At 48.3% G+C, this 23,712-nt stretch carries 20 protein-coding genes; 19 read left to right on the top strand and 1 reads right to left on the bottom strand.

Going from position 1 to position 23,712, the window contains the following annotated elements; translation table 11 throughout:
- Window positions 1-175 precede the first annotated feature (175 nt).
- The 6 genes from ARB69_RS21810 to ARB69_RS21785 all read left to right on the top strand — a co-directional run bounded on the left by ARB69_RS21810 (window position 176) and on the right by ARB69_RS21785 (window position 7,540).
- A complete protein-coding gene (locus ARB69_RS21810) occupies window positions 176-997 on the top strand; it encodes a S1 RNA-binding domain-containing protein (protein WP_055154986.1) in 822 nt (273 codons plus the stop codon).
- 76 nt (window positions 998-1,073) lie between these two features.
- Window positions 1,074-1,313, top strand: coding sequence for a hypothetical protein (locus ARB69_RS21805; protein WP_025655915.1), 240 nt, complete (start codon window positions 1,074-1,076; stop codon window positions 1,311-1,313).
- A 279-nt stretch (window positions 1,314-1,592) separates the two neighbouring features.
- Window positions 1,593-5,066, top strand: coding sequence for a DNA polymerase III subunit alpha (locus ARB69_RS21800; protein WP_050640658.1), 3,474 nt, complete (start codon window positions 1,593-1,595; stop codon window positions 5,064-5,066).
- Window positions 5,067-5,211: 145 nt separating this feature from the next.
- Complete coding sequence (pfkA, locus tag ARB69_RS21795) at window positions 5,212-6,231, top strand: 6-phosphofructokinase (protein ID WP_025655916.1); 1,020 nt, start codon at window positions 5,212-5,214, stop codon at window positions 6,229-6,231.
- Between the two features lie 13 nt (window positions 6,232-6,244).
- Window positions 6,245-7,072: a glutamate racemase gene (gene murI, locus ARB69_RS21790; RefSeq protein WP_055154985.1), complete on the top strand. Its 828-nt coding sequence runs from the start codon at window positions 6,245-6,247 to the stop codon at window positions 7,070-7,072.
- Window positions 7,073-7,081: 9 nt separating this feature from the next.
- Entirely contained in the window at window positions 7,082-7,540 is a 459-nt protein-coding gene (locus ARB69_RS21785; protein WP_050640656.1) for a DUF1934 domain-containing protein, read from the top strand.
- A 91-nt stretch (window positions 7,541-7,631) separates the two neighbouring features.
- Here ARB69_RS21785 and ARB69_RS21780 read toward each other — a convergent pair whose 3' ends face one another.
- Window positions 7,632-8,057: a hypothetical protein gene (locus ARB69_RS21780; RefSeq protein ID WP_154253349.1), complete on the bottom strand. Its 426-nt coding sequence runs from the start codon at window positions 8,055-8,057 to the stop codon at window positions 7,632-7,634.
- Between the two features lie 163 nt (window positions 8,058-8,220).
- Between ARB69_RS21780 and ARB69_RS21775 the strand changes: the two genes are divergently transcribed.
- From ARB69_RS21775 to dgt, 13 genes are all read left to right on the top strand, one after another.
- Complete coding sequence (locus ARB69_RS21775; protein ID WP_055154984.1) at window positions 8,221-9,900, top strand: S8 family peptidase; 1,680 nt, start codon at window positions 8,221-8,223, stop codon at window positions 9,898-9,900.
- A 184-nt stretch (window positions 9,901-10,084) separates the two neighbouring features.
- Window positions 10,085-11,563, top strand: coding sequence for a cardiolipin synthase (gene cls / locus ARB69_RS21770; RefSeq protein ID WP_055154983.1), 1,479 nt, complete (start codon window positions 10,085-10,087; stop codon window positions 11,561-11,563).
- A 113-nt stretch (window positions 11,564-11,676) separates the two neighbouring features.
- Window positions 11,677-12,759 (top strand): trigger factor, encoded by a 1,083-nt coding sequence (gene tig / locus ARB69_RS21765; protein ID WP_055154982.1) that lies wholly within the window; start codon window positions 11,677-11,679, stop codon window positions 12,757-12,759.
- A 630-nt stretch (window positions 12,760-13,389) separates the two neighbouring features.
- Entirely contained in the window at window positions 13,390-13,632 is a 243-nt protein-coding gene (locus ARB69_RS21760) for an HPr family phosphocarrier protein (protein WP_050640652.1), read from the top strand.
- 271 nt (window positions 13,633-13,903) lie between these two features.
- Window positions 13,904-15,178 carry a serine dehydratase subunit alpha family protein gene (locus tag ARB69_RS21755; RefSeq protein WP_050640651.1) on the top strand — a complete coding sequence of 425 codons (1,275 nt, stop codon included), beginning with the start codon at window positions 13,904-13,906 and terminating at the stop codon, window positions 15,176-15,178.
- Between the two features lie 87 nt (window positions 15,179-15,265).
- Complete coding sequence (locus ARB69_RS21750; protein WP_050640650.1) at window positions 15,266-16,135, top strand: aldose 1-epimerase family protein; 870 nt, start codon at window positions 15,266-15,268, stop codon at window positions 16,133-16,135.
- 137 nt (window positions 16,136-16,272) lie between these two features.
- Complete coding sequence (locus ARB69_RS21745; RefSeq protein ID WP_055154981.1) at window positions 16,273-17,883, top strand: ABC transporter substrate-binding protein; 1,611 nt, start codon at window positions 16,273-16,275, stop codon at window positions 17,881-17,883.
- An 84-nt stretch (window positions 17,884-17,967) separates the two neighbouring features.
- Window positions 17,968-18,963 carry an ABC transporter permease gene (locus ARB69_RS21740; protein WP_050640648.1) on the top strand — a complete coding sequence of 332 codons (996 nt, stop codon included), beginning with the start codon at window positions 17,968-17,970 and terminating at the stop codon, window positions 18,961-18,963.
- Window positions 18,960-19,775, top strand: a complete 816-nt coding sequence (locus ARB69_RS21735) for an ABC transporter permease (RefSeq protein ID WP_050640647.1) — start codon at window positions 18,960-18,962, stop codon at window positions 19,773-19,775. Before ARB69_RS21740 ends, ARB69_RS21735 begins: the two co-directional genes overlap by 4 nt.
- Before the next feature lie 21 nt (window positions 19,776-19,796).
- The gene (locus ARB69_RS21730) at window positions 19,797-20,750 is read left to right on the top strand and encodes an ABC transporter ATP-binding protein (RefSeq protein WP_055154980.1); all 954 of its coding nucleotides are present in this window, start codon (window positions 19,797-19,799) and stop codon (window positions 20,748-20,750) included.
- 83 nt (window positions 20,751-20,833) lie between these two features.
- Window positions 20,834-21,439, top strand: coding sequence for an ABC transporter ATP-binding protein (locus ARB69_RS21725; RefSeq protein WP_055154990.1), 606 nt, complete (start codon window positions 20,834-20,836; stop codon window positions 21,437-21,439).
- A gap of 141 nt (window positions 21,440-21,580) precedes the next feature.
- The gene (locus tag ARB69_RS27785; protein WP_242843843.1) at window positions 21,581-22,000 is read left to right on the top strand and encodes a metal-sensing transcriptional repressor; all 420 of its coding nucleotides are present in this window, start codon (window positions 21,581-21,583) and stop codon (window positions 21,998-22,000) included.
- 126 nt (window positions 22,001-22,126) lie between these two features.
- Window positions 22,127-23,527: a dGTP triphosphohydrolase gene (gene dgt, locus ARB69_RS21715; RefSeq protein ID WP_055154979.1), complete on the top strand. Its 1,401-nt coding sequence runs from the start codon at window positions 22,127-22,129 to the stop codon at window positions 23,525-23,527.
- Window positions 23,528-23,712: the final 185 nt, after the last annotated feature.

The raw sequence follows: 23,712 nt of genomic DNA, 5'->3' as shown, positions 1-23,712 counted from the left end.
GCGGACAATTGTGCTTCTTTGAGTCTTATTATAATAGCCGGCTGCCAATAGTCAAGAACATAGGGAAAATGTTTGCTAAATCAGGAAAGACAAGGTATACTTACATAGTATCAGTGATAGTAACAGGGACAGGCTGATCAATCATGTCCCGATATAGATAGAAGGAGAACAGGAAATGAAGTTAGGGGAAAAACAGGTTCTGACGGTTGTAAAAAAAGTAGAGTTCGGGGTATACCTGGGAAGCGACGAGGAGCGGGTGCTGCTCCCGAAGAAGCAGGTGCCCCAAGACATTGAAATAGGAGACCCTGTTGAAGTGTTTTTGTACCGCGATTCCGATGACCGGATGATTGCGACCACCCATGAACCTAAGGTAACCCTTGGAAAGCTGGCGGTACTGGAAGTGGCAGATGTTGGGAAGATGGGAGCTTTTCTCGACTGGGGGTTGGAAAAGGACTTATTCCTGCCTTTTAAGGAGCAGACAGCAAAGGTACAAAAGGGTGACCAATGTCTCGTATCTCTTTACATCGATAAGAGCGGCAGACTTTGCGCCACTATGAAAGTCTATCATATGCTGCGGACGGACTCACCGTATAAGAAGGATGACAAGGTAAGCGGCATTATCTACGATACCAGCGATGAGTTCGGGATTTTTGTAGCGGTGGATCAGCAGTATTCCGCGCTGATTCCAAGAAAAGACGTATTCGGCGGGCTGACAGTGGGCCAGACGGTGGAAGCCAGGGTGACCTCCGTGAAGACGGACGGCAAACTGGATCTGAGCGTAAAAGATAAGATTCCGGAGCAGATGGATAAAGATGCTCAGTACATCTTTAAGGTGATCCAAAGTTACGACGGAGAACTTCCGTTTACGGACAAAGCAGACCCGGAGACGATTAAGCGGGAATTCAATATGAGCAAGGCGGCGTTCAAGCGTGCAGTGGGACGTCTTTTAAAGGCAGGTAAGATTGAGATTCTGGAAAAATGCATCAGAATTCGTTAAAAAATCTTGCAATCCCTTTGAAATAAGTTATAATGAAACAGTAAGACGTAGTTGATTGAAAGGAGAGATTGTAAAGATGAAAGTACAGAACATTACGGACATAGAGGCGTTTTTTAAGGTAGTAGATGCATGCCAGGGAAGAGTAGAATTAGTAACAGGTGAGGGGGACAGACTGAATCTGAAGTCTAAGTTATCCCAGTATGTATCCATGGCGAACATCTTCTCAAACGGCGAGATTCCTGAACTGGAGATCATTGCATACGAAAAAGAAGATACAGACAGACTGATCAATTTTATGATCAACGGTGGAGTTTAGAAGAACCCCAGGGTGAGTGTTACTGTTCACACCCCCGGGGCGCGAACAGTAACGGGTGAGTCCCTGATAGCCGGCAAGGGCGCCGGCGGTCCTGGATCAACATAAAAAGGAAGCATATGAGGGTAGTTCTCTTACAGGGGACCGCCCTTTTTCACTCTGTGAGGCAGAGAGGAACTGCAGGTTCGTTCCGCAGCAAAAGAAGGCCGGCCGGCTGGCAGTGATGACCCTGGCGGCAGTGGGAAGGTCTGCACGGATGCAGATAGAATCAAGAGGTGAAGAATGAATTTTGCACATTTACATGTCCATACAGAATATAGTCTTCTGGATGGCTCGAATAAGATAAAAGAATACGTGGCAAGAGTAAAAGAACTGGGCATGAACAGTGCGGCCATAACGGATCACGGTGTGATGTACGGTGTGATAGATTTTTACCGGGAGGCAAAGAAGCAGGGGATTAAGCCTATACTCGGGTGTGAGGTGTATGTAGCCCCGAATTCCCGGTTTGACAGAGAATTAAACGGCGGGGAGGACAGGTATTACCATCTCGTCCTTCTGGCTGAGAATAATACAGGTTATGCCAATCTGATGAAGATTGTGTCAAAGGGATTTGTGGAAGGCTATTATTATAAGCCAAGGGTAGATAAGGCGCTTCTTAGGGAATACCACGAGGGAATTATTGCCCTGAGCGCCTGCCTGGCCGGAGAGGTACAGCGGTATCTGACAAAAGGACTGTATGAGGAGGCGAAGAAGTCCGCCCTGGAATATCAGGATATTTTCGGGAAAGGAAATTATTTTCTGGAACTCCAGGATCATGGCATTCCGGATCAGGCGCTGGTGAACCAGAGACTTCTGCAGATGTCGGAGGAACTGGAGATAGAACTTGCTGCCACCAATGACGTGCACTATACTCTCGCGGAGGATGAGAAGCCCCATGACATCCTGCTCTGCATCCAGACTGCGAAAAAGCTGGATGATGAGAACCGGATGCGTTATGAGGGCGGACAGTACTATGTCAAGTCCCCCGAGGAGATGGCGCAGCTCTTTCCCTATGCGCTGCAGGCGCTGGAGAACACACAGCGTATCGCCGACAGATGTGAGGTGGAGATCGAATTCGGCGTAACTAAGCTGCCGAAATACGATGTGCCGGACGGCATGACTTCCTGGGAATATCTGAATAAGCTGTGTTTCGAGGGCCTGGAGAGGCATTATGATAATCCGCCCCAGGAACTGAGAGAGCGGTTGGAATATGAACTGAATACCATAAAAAATATGGGATATGTGGATTATTTTCTGATTGTGTGGGACTTTATAAAGTATGCGAAGGATCACGGAATCGCGGTAGGTCCGGGGCGGGGGTCAGCCGCCGGAAGTATCGTTTCCTACTGTCTGGAGATTACCAACATCGATCCCATCCGCTACCAGCTTCTGTTTGAGCGCTTCCTGAACCCGGAACGTGTATCTATGCCCGATATTGACGTGGATTTTTGTTATGAAAGACGGCAGGAAGTCATAGACTATGTGGTACGCAAATACGGCAAGGACCGGGTGGTGCAGATCGTCACATTCGGAACCTTGGCGGCCCGGGGAGTCATCCGCGATGTAGGCCGCGTCATGGATCTGCCGTATGCCTTTGTAGATACGATTGCAAAGATGATCCCTACCGAACTGAATATCACAATTGACAAAGCACTGAAAATGAACCCGGAACTGCGGAAAACCTATGAGACGGATGAGCAGGTGAAGTATCTCATCGATATGTCAAAACGTCTCGAGGGTCTGCCGCGCCACAGCTCCATGCATGCGGCCGGTGTCGTGATCAGCCAGAAGTCAGTGGATGAGTATGTGCCGCTTTCCCGTGCGCAGGATGGTTCCATCACCACGCAGTTTACGATGACCACGCTGGAAGAACTGGGCCTTTTAAAAATGGATTTCCTGGGGCTGCGTACATTGACGGTGATACAGAATGCGGTTGGGATGGTAAAGCATAAGAACCCGGACCTGGATATGGATCGGATTGACTATAATGATAAAAACGTATTGGATTATATAGGCACAGGGAAGACTGACGGTATATTCCAGCTGGAAAGCGCGGGGATGAAGAGCTTTATGAAGGAACTGAAACCCCACAGCCTGGAGGATATCATCGCCGGGATCTCGCTGTACCGTCCGGGGCCGATGGACTTTATCCCGCAGTATATCCGGGGAAAGAATGATGCGGGATCAATCACTTACGACTGCCCGCAGCTGGAACCGATTCTTGCGCCGACGTATGGGTGTATCGTATATCAGGAGCAGGTTATGCAGATTGTGCGCGACCTGGCCGGCTATACGCTGGGGAGAAGCGACCTGCTGCGCCGCGCCATGTCCAAGAAAAAGGGCGATGTGATGCAGAAGGAGCGACAGACCTTTGTCTACGGGGACGAAGAGAGCGGGGTTCCGGGCTGTGTCGCCAACGGGATCGATGAGAAAACTGCCAATAAGATCTATGATGAAATGATCGATTTTGCGAAATACGCCTTCAATAAGTCCCATGCCGCGGCCTATGCGGTGGTTTCATACCAGACGGCGTATCTGAAATACTATTATCCGGTTGAATTTATGGCAGCTTTGATGACTTCTGTGATTGAAAATCCGTCAAAGGTGGCAGAATATATCTATACCTGCCGGCAGATGGACATCCGGATACTTCCGCCGGATATCAACCGCGGAGTGGCTGACTTTTCCGTGGACGAAGGCAATATACGCTATGGACTGGCTGCGATTAAGAGCGTGGGAAAGCCTGTCATTGAAGCGATTGCCGCGGACCGGAAAGAATTCGGGCCGTTTAAAAATCTGGAGGACTTTATCAGCAGAATGTCCGTGCGGGATTCCCTCAATAAAAGGGTGATTGAGAACTTCATCAAGGCAGGGGCGCTGGATGGGCTGGGAGGAACCAGAAAACAGTTCATGAGCATTTACGTACAGATCGTGGACCATGTCAACCAGGAAAAGAAATATGCCATGACCGGGCAGATGACATTGTTTGATCTGGTGGATGATGAGCAGAAGAGCGAGTTTGAAATCAAACTGCCGGATGTAGGCGAGTATACGAAAGAAAATCTGCTGGCCTTTGAAAAAGAGGTGCTGGGGATATATATCAGCGGGCATCCGCTGGAGGAAGACGAGGAAAAGTGGCGCAGATCCATTTCTGCCACAACCGCTGATTTTCAGCCGGATGAGGAGACCGGGTCAACCAAGGTCCGTGACGGCGCCAAAGAGATTATCGGGGGAATGATTACTGACAAGACGGTGAAAAACACCAGGAATAATCAGATGATGGCGTTCCTGACACTGGAAGACCTGCTGGGAACGGTGGAAGTTGTGGTGTTCCCGCGGGATTATGAGAAGAACCGCCCTCTGCTGGAAGTGGATAATAAGGTGTTTATCCGCGGGAGAGTGTCTGAGGAGGACGAAAAGGCGAGTAAGCTGATCTGTGAGAAGATCATTCCGTTTACGCAGACAAAGAAAGAGCTTTGGCTCCAGTTCCCGGATAAGAACGCATTTCAGGAAGAAGAACAGATCGTATACGGGTACCTTGCGGATTCGGAGGGCGACGATGAGGTAGTGATCTACTGTCAGGCGGAACGGGCGGTGAAACGTCTGCCCAGAAACCGTAATATCAGTATCGGCCCTCAGGTGTTAAGCAGGTTGATGAATCATTTTGGGGATAAGCGGGTAAAAGTGGTAGAAAAACCTATTGAAAACCACTTATAAATAGGTTAGAATAGTACCCAAAGTGTTAAAATTTAAGCAATCCCTGCAGGGCAGGCTTTTTCGCCCTCCCGATGGCAAGGGTTCAGGAAATTGCAGAAAAACGACATTTGGTTAGGTAGGTATTTTTAGAAAGGTGGATAAAAATATGGCAGAAACAAAAGCATCGGTTAGTAAAATAAACCTGGAAGAGATTGAAGACCGAATCCGCACTATTGGGATTCTCACAAGCGGCGGAGATGCTCCGGGAATGAATGCGGCGATCCGTGCGGTTACAAGAACAGCACTTTCCAAAGGGCTGAAGGTACGCGGGATCAGAAGAGGATATCATGGCCTTTTGAAAGAGGAGATTATCGACCTGTCAGCACGCGACGTATCCGATACGATTCAGCGCGGCGGAACCATTCTGCAGACAGCACGCTGTCAGGCTATGCGCACGGAGGAAGGGCAGCAGAAAGCGGCAGCTATCTGCAAAAAATACGGCATTGACGGTCTTGTGGTAATCGGCGGAGACGGTTCCTTTGCCGGCGCCCAGAAGCTTTCTCATCTGGGAGTGAATACAATTGGCCTTCCGGGAACAATTGACCTGGATATCGCCTGTACAGATTATACAATCGGATTTGACACTGCAGTCAACACAGCCATGGAGGCGATTGACAAAGTGCGCGATACTTCCACATCCCATGAACGCTGCAGCATTATTGAAGTTATGGGAAGGGATGCAGGATACCTGGCACTGTGGTGCGGTATTGCAAATGGTGCGGAGAGAATCCTGATGCCGGAAGAAAAAGATTATAATGAGGAAGCCCTGATTTCCGACATAATGGAGAATAAGAAACGCGGCAAGAAGAATTATATTATTATCAACGCCGAGGGTGTGGGCGACTCCATCAATATGGCGAAGAGAATCGAAGAGGCCACCGGTATTGAGACAAGGGCAACGATCCTGGGACACATGCAGCGCGGCGGAAGCCCGACATGTAAGGACAGAGTATATGCATCCACCATGGGAGCCATGGCAGTAGAGCTGCTTTGCTCAGGCAAGACGAATCGGGTAGTAGGGTATAAGAACGGAAGATTTGTAGACTATGATATCGAGGAAGCTCTCTCCATGAAGAAAGAGATTCCCGCCCACCAGTATGAAATTGCAAAAGTATTAGCAATCTAGGAGACGAGTGACATTGAGTGCGGAATGTAAAAAAACGGCGCCGATCGGTGTGTTTGATTCGGGCGTCGGAGGCCTGACGGTCGTACGGGAGATGATAAGACAGCTTCCGAATGAGAATATCGTGTATTTCGGGGATACTGCGCGCGTTCCGTACGGAAGCAAGTCCCAGAATACAATTATCCGCTTTTCCGAGCAGATCATCCGCTTTTTGAAGAACAAAAAGGTGAAAGCCATTGTGATTGCCTGCAATACGGCGAGTGCACTTGCGCTGGACGCGGTTCGCGATGAATTTGACGTTCCAATCCTCGGGGTGGTCATCCCGGGGGCAAGGGCGGCAGTGGAGGCGACACAGAACCTGAAGGTCGGTGTTGTCGGAACAGATGCTACGGTGCAGAGCGGTATGTATACGAAGATTATCCATGGCATGAATCCGGAGATAACGGTGATAGAAAAGGCATGTCCATTGTTTGTCCCTCTCGTGGAGGAAGGGTTTAAAGAACATCAGGTTACACGGGAGATCATTGATTTTTATTTGGAATCGATGAAGAAGACAGACATCGATGCCATGATACTTGGATGTACCCACTACCCGCTGCTCCGATCTAAGATCCGCGCCTACATGGGAGAGGGGATCCAGATTGTGAATCCGGCCTATGAGACAGCCATGGATCTGAAAAAGCTGCTGAAAGAGCAGGATATGGAGAATGGCGGTCAGCAGGAGCCCCACAGCCGTTATGAATTTTTTGTCAGCGATGCTGCGGAAAAATTCCGGCATTTTGCCAACACGGTCATGCCGTTTGACATATCAACCACAAACGTAGTTAACATTGAAGAATATTAGGTGAACCATATGACAAAGGATGTATTGGTCAGCATATCCGGACTGCACACGGACTTTATCGCCGGCATGACGGATGAAGAAAACGAGGCCATCGAGGTCGTAACACCCGGCAGTTATTACTGCAGGAACGGGAACCATTACGTGCTTTATGATGAAGTAATGGAAGGTATGCCCGGAACAATAAAAAATAAAATAAAAATAACCGGTTCAGACAGCCTGGAGATCATGAAAACCGGTATATCCAATGCCCATATGATATTTGAAAAGAATAAAAAGAATCTCACGTATTATCAGACACCTTATGGGCAGATGCTGATTGGAGTGAATACAAAGAACATGGAAGTGAATGTTACGGACGACAACATTGGTGTCAGGGTGGATTACGAACTGAATGTGAACCATGAACCATTGGCTGATTGCAAAATAAAGATGGACATTTACTCAAAGGGGTCAGACCCCTTTTCATAGGGGTCTGACCCCTTTGCGCCCCATTGTAAAAAAATAACCACAGTTTCTGATTGTTATCAGATTACTGCGGTTGTTTTTTGTTATTAGGAATTTATTTTTTATCCTTTTTAAATCTGGCGAAGAGCCCTTTCTTCTTCTGCGGTGTTTCCAGTGATCCGCGGACTCCTCTTACGGCCGTTATGTAGATGCCGCTTACGGTTGCTTTGACTTCCTTTTTAATAGGGATGAGAGGAAATACCTGCGCATCGCACATCAGTGTCATTACCTTTGGTCCGACTTTTGCCTTTACGACCGGCACTTTCGTACGTCTCAGATACTTGGGTGTATTGTCGACGACAACGGAAGGGAAACCGGCGTCTTTCAGCTTCATCTTACCTTTATCGATAATCAGCATCGTTACCTGCTGTGCTGCTGCTTCCATCTGTTCTCTTTGTGCTGCCTGCTTTTTTTCTGATCTTTTGCCGAAGATATACAGTAAGATTAATGCGATGATCAATACTACCAAAACAATGAGCATTATTTTCAATCCTAAACTCACGATGAACCCTCCTATAAATACTCTTTTTCCGCGATTATGCAAGTAGTATTGTACCATTCTTTGGAGGGAAGTGCAAGCAATTTGATATTCTATGATTAGGAAGTTTTAATATAATATATTAAAAATATAGTAGGGCAGAATATTGAATAAAATTATAGATGAAAATTATTTAGACCTGATTATCGATAATATGCTGGTGAGAAATGCTGAATCAGAAGACGGTCAGGCGATCAAGATCAATGACAGGTATTCGATTATAAACGTTTTGAATCCAGACCCTTATCCCTGCGAACTCGGAGAAACATATCCATATCACAGTGTGCCGGGCCTGTTCACGCCCATGTCGGTTCTAACGACCGAAGATTCGGGTATAGGGAGCCTTCAAAACAACTCGCATCTGGCACTTTATGGACACGGTGTCCTGGTGGGGCTTGTCGATACAGGCATTGATTACCGCCACCCGGCCTTTCTCACAAGAGAAGGGAATTCCCGTATCTATAGCATTTGGGATCAGGAGGATCAAAATGGGATATCACCCGAGGGATTCGGATATGGTACAGAGTATACGAATGAAGATCTTAATCTTGCACTTCAGAGCGAGTATCCTCTCAGTATTGTTCCATGCCAGGATACAAACGGACACGGTACTGCTATCGCCAGCATTATAGCGGGCAATGTAATGGACTCAGCTTCTTTCAGAGGTATAGTAACGGAAGCGGAACTAATCGTAGTAAAATTAAAACCGCCCAAAAATAATCTTCGTAAACTCTCTTTTGTCCACGGAGATACCGAATGTTATCAGGAAACGGATATCCTGTTAGGCCTGAACTATTTAAGACAGAAAGCCCGGGAGCTTCAAAGGCCGATGGTGATTTGTCTGGCCATGGGCAGCAGCCACGGCGGTCATATTGGCTTGGGGACGCTCAGTGACTATCTGAGCCGGATGGTGCTGAATCCAGGCATTGATGCAGTTATCGCAGGGGGGAATGAAGGGAGCAGCAGGAGGCACTATTACTCACGGGTCTCGGATGAGGCATACAATCATATATTTGAACTGGAAATCTCCAAACAAGACACTTTGTTTGGAATGGAAATCTGGTCCGAGATTCCTGCGCGCCTTGCTGTAAAAATCACATCTCCCACGGGTGAGACAACAAGATTTATCCAGCCCCAGTTAGGCAGCTGCTATGCCTTTGATTTTATATTTGAGTCAAGCAGGATTTATGTAAATAATATTACCCTGGAAAAGGAGAACGGAGACCAGCTGATTATGATCAGATTTGAGAATCCCAGCGAGGGGATATGGCGTTTTAGGCTTGTAAACCTGGAAGAGGAAGATTACGCTTTTCACGCATGGCTTCCCGCCGGTGATCTGATCTCAGAGGAGACGTATTTTCTGGCCTCCTCCCCGGATACCACAGTGACGGAACCTGGAAACGCGGAATACCCATTGACTGTAACAGCCTATAATTCACTGAGCAGCAGCACGATGCCGGAATCCAGCTGGGGCTATACCAGAAATAACAGAATCACTCCGGATATTGCAGCGCCCGGGTATCAAATCGCCTGTGCCTATCCGGACGGCCGATACGGTTATATATCCGGAACAGGAGCGGCGGCCGCCCATGCCACAGGAACGATTGCAATGCTGCTCGAATGGGCGGTTGTAAAGGGATATTATCCGACCATTACGGGATACGATGTCAATCGGCTGATCATACGCGGTGCGGACAGAAGCAATCACGGATACACCTACCCCAATAAAAATTGGGGATATGGAACCCTTGATATATACAGCCTGCTTAGAAAATTGAACTTATAAGGAAACTGTTCAAAGAGGGGCCCGCACCAGACGGGCTCCGAGTAACTGTTTACATGCCGGTCTCTGGATAGCCGCCCTTTTACCTATTTATTTAGGATCTGTCACATTTTAGGGTTACTTTTTTGGAAATATAATAGTATAATCAAATATGTTACATACCGACGAAAAAAGGAGTTAATATTATATGGCAGAAACGATATGGAATGGGTTGATAACGGCTTATAACTTTGTAATGGACAATCTGGTTATCATCAATATTCTCCTATCCCTGATCATAATTTTCTTTCAGCGCAGATCCCCGCAGACAGTTTGGACCTGGCTGCTGCTGCTCTATTTTATCCCGATTCTTGGTTTTTTCCTCTATCTGGTTATCGGACAGGATTTTCATAAAAGCAGGATGTTTAAGGCGAAAGAGATTGAAGGCGAACTGAAATATGCCGTGCGAAGGCAGGAGGAAACGATTTATAGAAAACAGCTCAGGCTTGCCAATCCGGAGATGGCGCGCTTCAAGGACCTGATTCTTTACAATCTGGAGGCCGGCGAGTCCGTGCTGACTGACAACAACGATGTCCGCATCTATACGGACGGCAGGGAAAAGTTCCGGGCATTGATTGAAGAAATGAAACAGGCGAAGCGCTACATTCATTTGCAGTACTACATTATCCGTAACGATGAACTGTGGCAGGAGATTGAACCGGTCCTGACCCAGAAGGCAAGAGAAGGAATAGAAGTCCGGGTGCTGTTCGACAGTATGGGATGCCGGACTATGCATAACAAAGACTGGGAACGCCTTGAGAAGGCTGGTGTGCAGGTGGCGGAATTCTTCCCGGCTCTGCTGGGACAGCTTCAGCTTCGTGTGAATTACCGGAACCACAGAAAGATTGTAGTAATCGACGGCCGCGTGGGCTTTGTGGGCGGATTCAACGTGGGCAGGGAGTACCTTGGCCTGGACAGTAAGAAGTTTGGCTATTGGCGCGATACACATCTCTGTATAGAGGGGGCTGCCGTAACATCCCTGGCAGTCCGTTTTGTGCTGGACTGGAATTATGCTGCCAGGGAAAATCTTTTCCTGGAGGATCATCTCTTCGAGATACCGGATTACGTGAGAAATGGACACGATCCTGTCCAGATTATTTCCAGCGGCCCTGACTCCCAGATAAAGACGATCCACGATAATTATCTGCGCCTCATCCACAGCGCCAAGGACCATGTATACCTGCAGACTCCGTATTTCATACCGGACGATTCCATACTCGATGCACTCAAGATCGCCAGCCGTTCCGGGATCGATGTTAGAATCATGGTGCCGTGCAAACCGGATCATCCGTTTGTGTACTGGGCAACTTATTCCTATCTTGGAGACATGGTGGCAGCAGGGGCAAAGTGCTATGTGTACAACAACGGATTTCTCCACGCAAAAACCCTGAGTGTGGACGGTATGGTAGCCTGTGTGGGCACAGCCAATATGGATATCCGCAGTTTCGGCCTGAATTTTGAGGTAAATGCAGTCGTTTACAGTGAGCGGACCGTGCAGCGCCTGGAGCGTGCATTTGAAAATGACATGACAAAATGTACTCATGTCACCCGCAAAGTATATGACCAGCGAAGCCTGCTGATCCGGATCAAAGAGCAGTTCTCGCGGCTGCTTTCGCCGCTTTTGTAAAGACAAAAGTGAAATAAGTATGAAAAACCTTTTCAACGAAGAAAAAATATGATATAACGTTAAAGTATGTTGGCAGGAGTCTGCCCGGAGATAAGAAAATATGAGGTGAAAGAATGAAAAAAAAGATATTGGCATTGACATTAAGTGTTCTGATGTCGGCATCACTGGCAGGATGCAGCAAGGAACTTTCTAACGAATATATCACGGTTAAGCAATACGAGGGCCTGGAAGTCCCCAAAGTGGAACAAAGCGAGGTAACAGATGAGAGCGTTGAGTCCACGATTAATTCCACGCTTTCCTCCAAATCCACATCGGAGGAGATCAAGGACAGAGCAGCCAAAGAAGGAGATACGGTCAATATTGACTATAAGGGATCTGTGGATGGAGTAGAGTTCGAGGGCGGTTCAGCCACCGGCGCCAGCCTGGAACTGGGTTCCAACAGCTTTATCGGAGCAAACGGAGATTATAAGGGCTTCGAAGAGCAGATCGTAGGACATAAAATAGGTGAGAAGTTTGACATTGAAGTAAAGTTCCCTTCTGACTATAAAAATACTGAAATGGCCGATAAAGTAGCTGTATTTAATATCACACTGAACGGAATCTCCGTAGTTACCGTTCCGGAGCTGACAGATGATTGGGTAAAAGAGAACAGCGAAGAGTCCAAGACCGTAGAAGAATACAAAAAGGAAATCCAGAAGCAGCTGGAAGAAAGCAGCAAACAAAGTGCAGAGAGTACGCTGCAGAATGAAGTGATGGAAGCTCTGCTCGGTCAGATTGAGGTAAAGAAATATCCGGATGACCAGGTAGAAGATCAGATACAGTCCATCAATGAGTATTACAGCAGTATGGCAGAAGCATACGGTATGGAGTTCAAAGATTTTGCTGAGCAGTACATGGGGCTCTCAGAAGACGACTTCAATAAACAGGCAAAAGAAGCTGCCCAGACAGCAGTACAGAGAAGCCTGGCATGCGAACTAATTGCTAAGGAGAAAAAGCTGGAGCCGTCCGACAAAGAATATGAAGAGCAGATTGCGGAATACGCAAAGGGCTCAGGCTATGAGAATGCGGATGAGTTCAAGGAACAGGTTGGAGAAGATGTACTCAAGAGAACGATACTGCAGCAGAAAGTGGCAGAGTATCTGGCGGATAAATGCGTACAGGTAGAACAGTCTGAGAGCAGTGAAGAAGAGAAGTAAGTGAACTGGGGGTGTGGCCTCGACGGATGAGGACGCTCAATGAAAGGACAGCCGCGAGCCTCCGTAAGAACATACCTGTCCTGAAAAACCGCGGACACGGAACTAAGTAATTCTAGGCGGGAACCAGCCGTGAAAATGGAGCACAGCTGACACAGCTCAAGAAATCTGATGATTTCTCGTGCTGGGTCAGCTGATTTTTTGATTCGGGATCAAAAAATCTCTCCATTTTCACGGCTGGTTCCAGCCAAGAATTACTAAGATCCGCTTTAGCGGTTTTTCAGGACAGGTATGTTCTTACGGAGGCTCGCGGCTGTCCTTTCATTGAGCTGGCGCATCAGGCAGGAAGGTATTATTTGTTCACTTGGTGGCTCTTAAGCGGGGGCAGTTAATGGGGATTGAATTGGTGGTACTGTTGTAATCTCCAGTGCCTTTGCGTTATAATTATCGTTAAGCGTTCTTTATCAGCACACGAGTCTAAAGCCTGTGAGCTAAGGTCTGTTTTTAGGGGTTCGACAAATTTCTGCAAATAGCGACATATAAATTTACAAATAAAGTCCTGGACATTGGGAATAAAATCCAGTATTCTGGATAAAATAACCATATACACAAAGTAAAGGAGGAAAACAAGACATGCATAAATTGGGAATTTGTTTTCGTCAGCCAGAAGATATTACTGAGTTTGTGGATATTATCAACCAGTTTGAATACGACGTGGATCTTAAAAGCGGAAAGAATATAGTAGACGCAAAATCATTGTTAGGAGTTATTGCAATCAGTAAGGCTGACGGCGTAGAGCTTGTCATTCACTGTGATGAATGCCAGGAACTGCTGGATCGTCTCCAGAATTATGTCAAAGACAGGAAAATCGCATAAGCAGATGGAATGAAAAGTCCCCGGGGTCTTATAGACGTCTGGGGATTTTTTAATACAGATAATTACTGCCAGAGGAAGTATGGGGATAGGCGGGAGGCAGCCACAAAAACGGAGAATTGATCGTAACAGTTTCAGCCCGCCAGAACGGTTATGATAAATCAGGCCGTCTGGTAACTCATGGTTCTTGCACTTTTCTCCGGAATAGTGTACATTTGTAATATGCGGACCGGACAGGAAGTGCCGGTAGATTTTGGAAGGAGATCGTGGACAGATGAACAAAACAGACCAAAAATATCAGGCGTATATACAGATTTTGAGGGAAGAGCTGGTTCCGGCAGTGGGATGTACCGAGCCGTTAGCTCTTGCATATGCGGCGGCCAAGGCCAGAGAAGTGCTGGGATGTATACCCGAGCGTGTCCATATCGGGGCAAGCGGCAGTATCATTAAGAATGTAAAAAGCGTCATAGTGCCCAATACAGACCATCTAAAAGGAATCCCTGCTGCTGCTGCGGCCGGAATCATTGCCGGAAGACCGGAAAAAGAGCTGGAAGTCATTGCAGAAGTGTCCAGGGAAGAGATTGAACAAATGCAGGAATTTCTGGAGGAGAAAGAGATTCGGGTAGAGCATATAGATAACGGCATTACATTTGACATTATCGTGACCGTTTCTGCCGGAGAATCCTATGCGCAGGTGCGGATAGCCAATTACCACACGAATATTGTACATATTGATAAAGACGGAGAAATTCTGCTGGACATTCCGGTGCGGGGGGAGAACGAAGAGGGCCTGACGGACCGCGGAGCGCTGTCTGTGGAGGATATATGGGATTTTGTACAGACAGTGGATATCGAGGATATTCGCGATATATTGAAGCGCCAGATTGATTATAATACCGAGATCGCCGAGGAAGGCCTGCGTGGCAATTATGGCGCGAATATCGGGAGCGTGATTTTGGAGTCCTATGGAAATGATGTCAGGAACCGGGCAAAGGCCATGGCGGCGGCCGGATCAGATGCCCGTATGAACGGCTGCGAGCTTCCGGTGATTATCAATTCCGGCAGCGGAAACCAGGGCCTGACCTGCTCCCTTCCGGTTCTGGAATACGCAAAGGAACTGAACGTGGACAGAGAAAAGATGTACCGTGCGCTTGCATTGTCCAATCTGGTTGCGATCCATCAGAAGACCGGGATCGGCAGGCTGTCCGCATACTGCGGGGCAGTCAGTGCAGGTGCGGCTGCGGGGGCAGGAATTGCCTATCTCTGCGGGGGCGGATACAAAGAGATTACACATACGGTGGTAAATGCGCTGGCTATCGTGTCCGGAATGGTCTGCGACGGGGCAAAAGCATCCTGTGCGGCTAAGATAGCAGCGTCGGTGGATGCGGGAATCCTGGGGTATCATATGTACATGCAGGGACAGCAGTTCTACGGCGGGGACGGAATCATCACAAAGGGTGTGGAAAAGACCATAGCAAATGTAGGACGTCTGGGAAAAGAAGGCATGCGGGAGACCAACGAGGAAATCATAAAAATCATGGTGGAATAGTAACCGGCAATGTGTCTGAACAGATAGGCAATAGCAGATAACGGAACATATACAGACCGGCAGACCAGAAATGGAGGAGCAGAGAATATGAGACTGGAAAATGAATTTCTATGCGTGGACATCGCAGAAACAGGTGCAGAAGCAACCAGAATCTTTGATAAACAAAAGGATACGGAGGTGCTGTGGGAAGGGGATCCGTTGTACTGGAAGCGCCATTCCCCGGTACTGTTCCCGAATGTGGGGAAGACCTACCAGAATACGGTTCGTATAGACGGGCTTCAGTATCCTACGTCTCAGCATGGATTTGCCAGAGATAACACATTTACCTGTATCAAATCCACAGCGGATACGGCCAGCTTCCTACTGCACTCCAGCGAGGAGACAAAAGAGGTTTATCCATTTGATTTTGAATTGTACATCACATACAGATTGGAAAGAAAAACGCTGTATGTACAGTGGAAAGTTAAAAATCCTTCCGATGAAACGATGTATTTTACGATAGGGGGCCATCCGGCATTTCGTTTTGCCGGAAAACATGAGAAAAAAGAAGATTACTGTCTCAAATTTCCAGGAAAAGAAGTGCTGGAGTATATTCTGGTTCATCCGGAATCCGGCGCCGGCAATCCGGATGAAATTTTTAAAATGGAACTGGAAAATGAGACATACCCCCTGACAGAGGAACTGTTTGCCAATGATGCGCTGATATTCGACAATGAGCAGATAGAGGAAGTGTGGATTTGCCATAAGGATGGAACCCCTTATGCAGGACTCTGCTGTAAGGGCTTCCCTAATTTTGGCATTTGGTCCGTTAAGGATGCCCCTTTTGTATGCCTGGAGCCTTGGGCCGGGCGCTGTGACGATCATGGATTTGCAGGAGACATATCCGAAAAACCAGGGATAAACCGATTGGAAGGCCAGGAAACCTTTCGAAAGGAATATCAGATTGTAGTGGCATAATCATAGAGAACACAGGCGGCAGAAAGGAATTACCGTCTGTGTTTTTTTCTTTTAGAAAAGTATCCCCCCAAGGGGGTTGTGACGGAAAAAAGAGGATGCTATACTGGACAAAAATCGGCTTAGAACGGGAGGGGAATATGAGGAAAAGGGTTATCAGTATCGTATGCACAGCAGTACTCATAGCTGGCCTGTTAACGGGCTGCGGACAAGGAAGAGAAAATATAGCAGAGAACAACGGAGAGGCAGAGCGTGACTCGGTTGTAGTCACCATGCCGGCCGCGTCAGAGCCTGAAGCCGGGTTCGATCCGGCCTATGGCTGGGGCGCGGGGGAGCATGTCCATGAGCCTCTCATTCAGAGTACACTTATGGTGACGACAAAGGATTTGAAGATAGAGAAGGATCTTGCCGCAGATTACCAGGTAAGTGCGGACGGGCTGACCTGGACGGTGACGATCCGGGATGATGTGAAGTTTACCGACGGTGAGCCGCTGACGGCGGAGGACGTTGCTTTTACGTATAATAACTGCAAAGAAAAAAGTACAGTCAATGATTTTACGATGCTGGACAGGGCATCTGCGCTGGATGACACGACGGTAGAATTCCGGATGACGAAGCCCTTTTCTATCTGGCCCTATACCATGGCCATTGTGGGCATTGTGCCGGAACACGCCTACGATGAAAATTACGGACAGAACCCCATCGGATCAGGGCGCTACATTATGAAGCAGTGGGATAAGGGACAGCAGGTGATCTTTGAGGTAAATCCGGATTACTACGGGGAGGCGCCAAAGATGAAAAAGGTAACCGTGCTGTTCATGGAGGAGGATGCGGCGCTTGCGGCAGCGATGGCAGGTGAGGCTGACGTGGCGCATACGGCGGCATCCTACAGTGAACAGTCTGTGGATGGGTACGAGCTGTTTGCAGTGCAGACCGTGGACAACCGTGGATTTAATCTGCCTGCATCCGAACCCGTAGAAAAGGACGGCATTACATATGGCAATGCATTTACAGCCGATGTAAATGTAAGAAGGGCGGTCAATATCGGAATTGACCGGGATGAGATGATTGATAATGTTCTGAACGGGTATGGTACAAAAGCGTTTAGTGTATGCGATAAAATGCCATGGTACAACAGCGCCTGCGAGGTGGAATACGATCCGGACGAGGCAAGAAAACTACTGGACGATGCAGGCTGGAGAGAAGGGAAGGACGGCATCAGGGAGAAAGACGGCGTAAAAGCGGCGTTTACTCTGATGTTCAGCAGTGGAGACTCTGTACGCCAGGCTTTGGCGGAGGATACTGCGAACCAGTTAAAGGAGCTGGGCATTGACGTTACCACCGAGGGGGTGGGCTGGGATACAGCCTATGACCGGGCACAGTCCGAACCGCTGATCTGGGGCTGGGGTGCACATACACCGATGGAGCTCTATAATATTTACCATACACTTTCGGGTACCGGCATTGGCCAGGCAGAGTACTCGCCTTACGCAAATGTGACGGTTGATAAGTATATGGATGAAGCGCTGGAGACAGGCACCCTGGAGAAGTCCTATGAACTGTGGCAGAAGGCGCAGTGGGATGGTACGTTAGGGATTACGCAGGACGGTGACATTCCGTGGATCTGGCTGTGCAATGTGGATCATCTTTATTTTGTAAGGGATGGGCTTCAGATTGCAGAACAGAAAATACATCCCCACGGGCATGGCTGGTCTATTATTAACAATGTCGATCAGTGGTCGTGGGAATAAAGAGAGAATAGAGATCAGGGACGCTGCCTTATAAGTAAGCGTCCCGTTTTCCCGTTAAAGAGACAGAAGTGGAGGAAGTTTCATATGGTACGGCAGTGGAGTATACACATAGGGAAAAAGTTGATATATATGCTGCTTCTGGTCACCGCAGCCAGTCTCCTCACGTTTTTGCTGATGAAAGCTTCACCGGTGGATCCTCTGCAGGCTAATGTAGGGCAGGCGGCACTGGGCAGCATGAGCCGGGAGCAGGTGGAGAAACTGAGAGAATACTGGGGAGTAAATGGCTCTCCGGTGCGGCAGTTTTTATCCTGGGCGTCGGATTTTATCAGGGGGGATATGGGAACTTCCCTGCTATACCGTCAGCCGGTGTCGGATGTGCTGAAGGTTAAGCTGATGAACTCCCTTGTGCTGATGATTACCGCCTGGATTCTTTCCGGAATACTGGGATTCGCGCTGGGTGCGGTTTCCGGGATGAATCAGGGCAGATGGGCGGATAAAGCGGTGAAGGGATACTGCCTTTTGATAGCAGGCACGCCCACGTTTTGGCTGGCGCTTGTGCTGCTCCTGGTATTCGGGGTATGGCTGAAGGTCCTGCCCATTGGCCTGAGTGTGCCTATAGGTGTGGAGGCTGCCGGGGTTACCGTCTGGGATCGTATCTATCATGCAATTCTGCCCGCGGCGGCGCTGAGTATTACGGGAGTAGCCAATATAGCCCTGCATACCAGGGAAAAAATGATCGAGATCATGAACAGTGATTATATGATGTTCGCAAGGGCGAGAGGACAGCAGGGATTCCGGCTGTTTTGCCAGCATGGCTTCCGCAGCGTCCTTCTGCCCGCAGTCACCCTTCAGTTTGCATCCATCAGTGAAATATTCGGAGGCTCCGTACTGGTGGAACAGGTCTTTTCCTATCCGGGACTGGGGCAGGCTGCAGTGACTGCCGGACTGGGAAGCGATCTGCCGCTTTTGATGGCGATCACGGTGACCAGCGCCATGATTGTATTTGGCGGTAATATGCTGGCGGATATCCTCTATGGCGTCGTGGATCCGAGAATCAGGAGAGGGGGCAGGGGGAAATGAACCAGAGACAGAAAGTACTTATAAGTCTGACCATATCTGCCGTGGTTCTGACTGCTGTCTGCATTGTGGGCGCACTTTGTGCAGATGCAGCACGCGCCACGGATTTTTCCAAAAAGAACCTGGCGCCTTCACTATACTGCCTTTTTGGAACGGATTGGATGGGGCGGGATATGCTCGCGCGCACCCTGCGCGGACTTTCCATCAGCATTTTGCTTGGAATTCTGGCGGCAGCGGCCAGCGCGGTCATTGCGCTGATTCTGGGAACCGCTTCGGCCATGCTGGGAAAGGCAGTGGATACGGTGATCACCTTTTTCATTGATCTGGTCATGGGAATTCCCCATATTCTGCTACTGATACTGATATCCGTTGCAATGGGGAAAGGGTTCAAAGGAGTGGCGGTCGGAATTGCGCTGACACACTGGCCGTCTCTGGCGAGGCTGATCCGGGCGGAAGTGATACAGCTTCGGGAAAGCCCCTACATACAGATTGCAGAGAAGATGGGGAAAAGCAGGTGGTATATCGCCAAAAAACATCTGCTTCCCCATCTGCTTCCTCAGTTTCTTGTAGGCCTGGTTTTGATCTTCCCGCATGCGGTTCTCCATGAATCCAGCATTACATTTTTAGGATTCGGACTGTCTTCGGAACAGCCTGCAATCGGCATTATTCTGTCAGAGTCAATGAAATATCTAATTACCGGAAAGTGGTGGCTTGCACTGTTCCCCGGCATCCTTCTGGTGCTTGTTGTAGTGTTATTCTACAAAGCGGGAGAAAACCTGAGAAAGCTTACGGAACCAGGCAGTATACACGAATAGATCGGCGGGAAGGATGAAAAGATGGGATTAAACGAAGACATAAAAACAGAAGAAGCAGCTCCTATCTTAAAAATAGAGCACTTGAATATCTCATTTACTCAGTATGAGCATGGGCTGCGACGGGAGACTATGACAGTAATCCGGGATATGGATTTGGATGTTTTCCCCGGGGAGATGGTGGCGGTTGTCGGCTCAAGCGGTTCGGGAAAAAGTCTGCTTGCACACGCCGTTCTGGGACTGCTGCCCTATAATGCCGCGGCGGGCGGCAGGATCACATACTGCGGCAGGGAACTGACTGCAAAACGGATAAAACGTCTCAGGGGCAGTGAAATCGTAATGGTTCCCCAGAGCCTGGCATGCCTCGACCCTCTGATGAAGGTCGGGCCGCAGATACGCAAAGGGAAAAAAGATAGAAGGACAAAAGATAAGCTGAAAGGGATTTTTACGGGATATGATCTGAAAGAAAGCGTGGAGGAGCTGTATCCCTTTGAACTGTCGGGAGGAATGAGCCGGAGAATTCTGATTTCAACGGCTCTGATAGAAGAACCGAAGCTTGTGATTGCCGATGAACCTACCCCCGGGCTGGAACTCAGAGTGGCCAAACGGGCCATGGGACATTTTCGGGAATTAGCGGATATGGGGGCCGGGGTCCTGGTCATTACACACGATCTGGAACTGGCGCTGGAAACCGCGGACCGTATTGTCGTCTTTTATGCGGGAGAGTCTGTAGAGGAGGCCGGAGTTTCTGATTTCCGTTATGAGGAGACCCTGCGGCACCCTTATACAAAAGCACTCTGGCGGGCCATGCCGCGTAATGGATTCCAATGTATAGAGGGCGCGCAGCCCTATGCAAAAGATATGCCGCAGGGCTGTGCGTTTGCACCCCGGTGCGCAAGTTGCACGCAGGCGTGCAGCCAGAAGATTCCCTATAGGGAACTGAGAGGCGGCCGGGTGAGGTGTTTATCAGCCGTATAAACGCCGGGGGTTTTCTTAACACCGTAATGCTGATTCGGAAAAATATAGCAAGGGGAGAACAGGTCTGGGGAGATGGAGCCGTTATGAGACTGGAAATAAGAAATGTTTCTTATCAATATAAAAAAGAAGATCGGATGATTCTGGAGAACTTTAATCTGTCTGTGGAGCATACGGAGAGGGTCGGACTCGCTGCACCCAGCGGGTATGGTAAGACCACGCTGTGTATGCTGCTCTCTGGGTATCTGCAGCCAGACAGCGGAGAAATCCTCCTGGACGGAAAGCCCCTGCATTCTTATAGGGGATACTGCCCGGTACAGATGATCTGGCAGCAGCCGGAGCTTGCGGTAAATCCAAGGCTGCGCATGCGGGACGTGATTCTGGAGGGGGATCAGGTGGAGGAGCGGATTCTGCAGGAACTGGGAATCGAGCAGGACTGGCTGAATCGTTTTCCATCGGAGCTTTCTGGCGGGGAGCTCCAGCGTTTCTGCCTGGCAAGGGCGCTGGGGAAGAGGACCCGTTTCCTTCTTGCGGATGAGATCAGCACCATGCTGGATCTGATTACCCAGAGCCAGATCTGGAATTTTCTTGTCCGGGAAGCAGAGCGGAGAGGGATCGGACTGATTGCAGTGAGCCATAACCGGGAATTGCTGGACCGGGTATGCACCAGACAGGTACAGATGGATAAGTAAGCGAAGCCATGGCAGGATGAAATCTGATAGCATTGTCCGGAAAAATTTGTTAAGATATAAGTATTGTACGGGATATCATAATATAATTATAAATAAATGTATAAACGAGTACTAAAAACAAAAAAAGAGAGAATAACAGCCATGGAAAAGAAAACAGAAATGCAGGAACAGGAATTGAACGTGACAAGCGGACCGCATAAACATCAGCACAGGCACCATAACGGAACACCCTGCGAACAAGCCCATACTCATGGAAACGGAGAGACACATACACATGGGGAGGGGCACCGCCATGTCCATAGCGAGGCGGAGAAAAAGGCGGTCATAAACCGCCTTTCCAAGGCGATCGGACATATGGAGGCGGTCAAGCGTATGGTGGAGCGGGATGAAGACTGCAGCGAGGTTCTGATCCAGCTGGCTGCGGTGCGTTCCGCTATCAATAATACGGGAAAGGTTGTTCTGAAGAATCATATTGATCACTGCATTGTGGAAGCTGTGGAGGAAAATGATCAGGAAGCGATCCGAAAGCTTAATCAGGCCATAGACAAATTCATTAAGTAACGCTGCTTTCCTATATTTTAGAAAGGAAAGTCAAACACGAAATATGTTGAAAACAGCGGGGAAATATGTTAGTCTATTCTTTTTCAAAGGATACGATTAAGGTCATTTTCAAAGGAGAGGACATAGATGGAATGGGAGACATTACTTTCAAAAGAGCACTTTGTTGAAATGGAACATGAGGGCGGTATAGCGGACAGAAACGATTATGAAACAATTATCTGCAGTACTTTCCTGCGCAGGCTGCAGGATAAAGCACAGGTGTTTCCTCTTGACGAGGACGATTATGTAAGAACACGTCTGACGCACTCGCTGGAGGTGTCCGCCATAGGAAAAAAGCTGGGTGAATATGCCTTTAAGAAAACAAGAGAAAGCAGAAAAGATACGTGGTTTGAGAATCATTCTGAGAAGGAATTTTCGGAGGTGCTCTTGTGCGCCGGCCTGATCCATGATATCGGCAATCCCCCTTTCGGCCATTTTGGGGAATATGCGATCAGGGAATGGTTCCAGACACATCTGAAAGATTTGGCTCTCGGAGAACGGAAACTCACAGAGATCCTGTCTAATTGGCAGCTTCTGGATTTGTACACCTTTGAGGGCAACGCACAGTCTCTGCGCTTATTATCAAAGACTCCTTATCTGGGACGGGAAAATGGGTTTAATCTATCATACAGTGTTCTGGGGGCCATCATGAAATACCCCATTTCTTCGGAAAAATTGAGGAACTGTAATCCGGACCATTATAAAAAAATAGGGTACTACTATTCTGAACGGAAATTATTTGAGGAGATAAACAACAGAACGGGAATGAATGGTTCCCGCCACCCGCTGTCATATCTGCTGGAAGCCGCGGATGATATAGCATACCGGACATCTGACCTGGAAGATGCAATGGTAAAGAAAGTGATCAGTTTCGAGCAGATCATGGAAACATTTGAGCAATGCGGAAGGAATCTTGAGGAAAATCAAGAAAACAAGCAGGAAGTCTGCCAATGTGTGGAAAAGCTTTCGGAAATGTATCGGGAGGAAGTTGCAAAGAATACAAGAAAACCGGGACTGACGGCAGTACAAAGATGGAATCAGTTCATGCAGGGGATTATGATAAGAGATGCGGGGGAAACTTTTGTAAAAGAATATGAGCTGATTATGCAGGGACATTTTCCCGGGGATTTGTTTAACGACACTGTTTCCGGGCATATTATTTCCGCAATCTCGGATCTGAGCGAGGAGAAGATTTATACCAGTTCCGTGAAAACGCGGAGAGAATTATTCGGACGGCGTGTGATCGATTCCCTGCTCAGTCAGTTTATGCCGGCGGCGGTCGGGTTTGATACAAAAGAAAAAATCAACTTTATTGACCGCAGGATAATTGATACGGTGTCAGAATTCTATAAATCAATGTACAGGCATGAGTCGGCGGGGAAAAGCGAGGAGGAAAAACTTTATTTAAGAATATTAATGATAACTGATTATATCAGCGGTATGACGGATAACTATGCGAAAAGACTCTATCAGGAACTTTTTGCGTAAATCGGGAGTTAGTGACGCGCTTTAGTCGCGGTACGGATGGGGACGCTCCATGAAGGGATAGCCGAAAACCTCCCGGAGAACATCCATGTCCTTTCAAAAACGCGGCCGCGAACCTAAGAAATTCTAGGCGGGAAACAGCCCTGAAAATGGAGCACCACTGACACATCACGAGAAATCCGATGATT

The organism is Faecalicatena contorta (assembly GCF_001404335.1).
Lineage (GTDB): Bacteria > Bacillota > Clostridia > Lachnospirales > Lachnospiraceae > Faecalicatena > Faecalicatena contortus_B.
The sequence above is the reverse complement of the archived record's forward strand: the minus strand, read 5'-3'. Positions and strand labels throughout refer to the sequence as shown.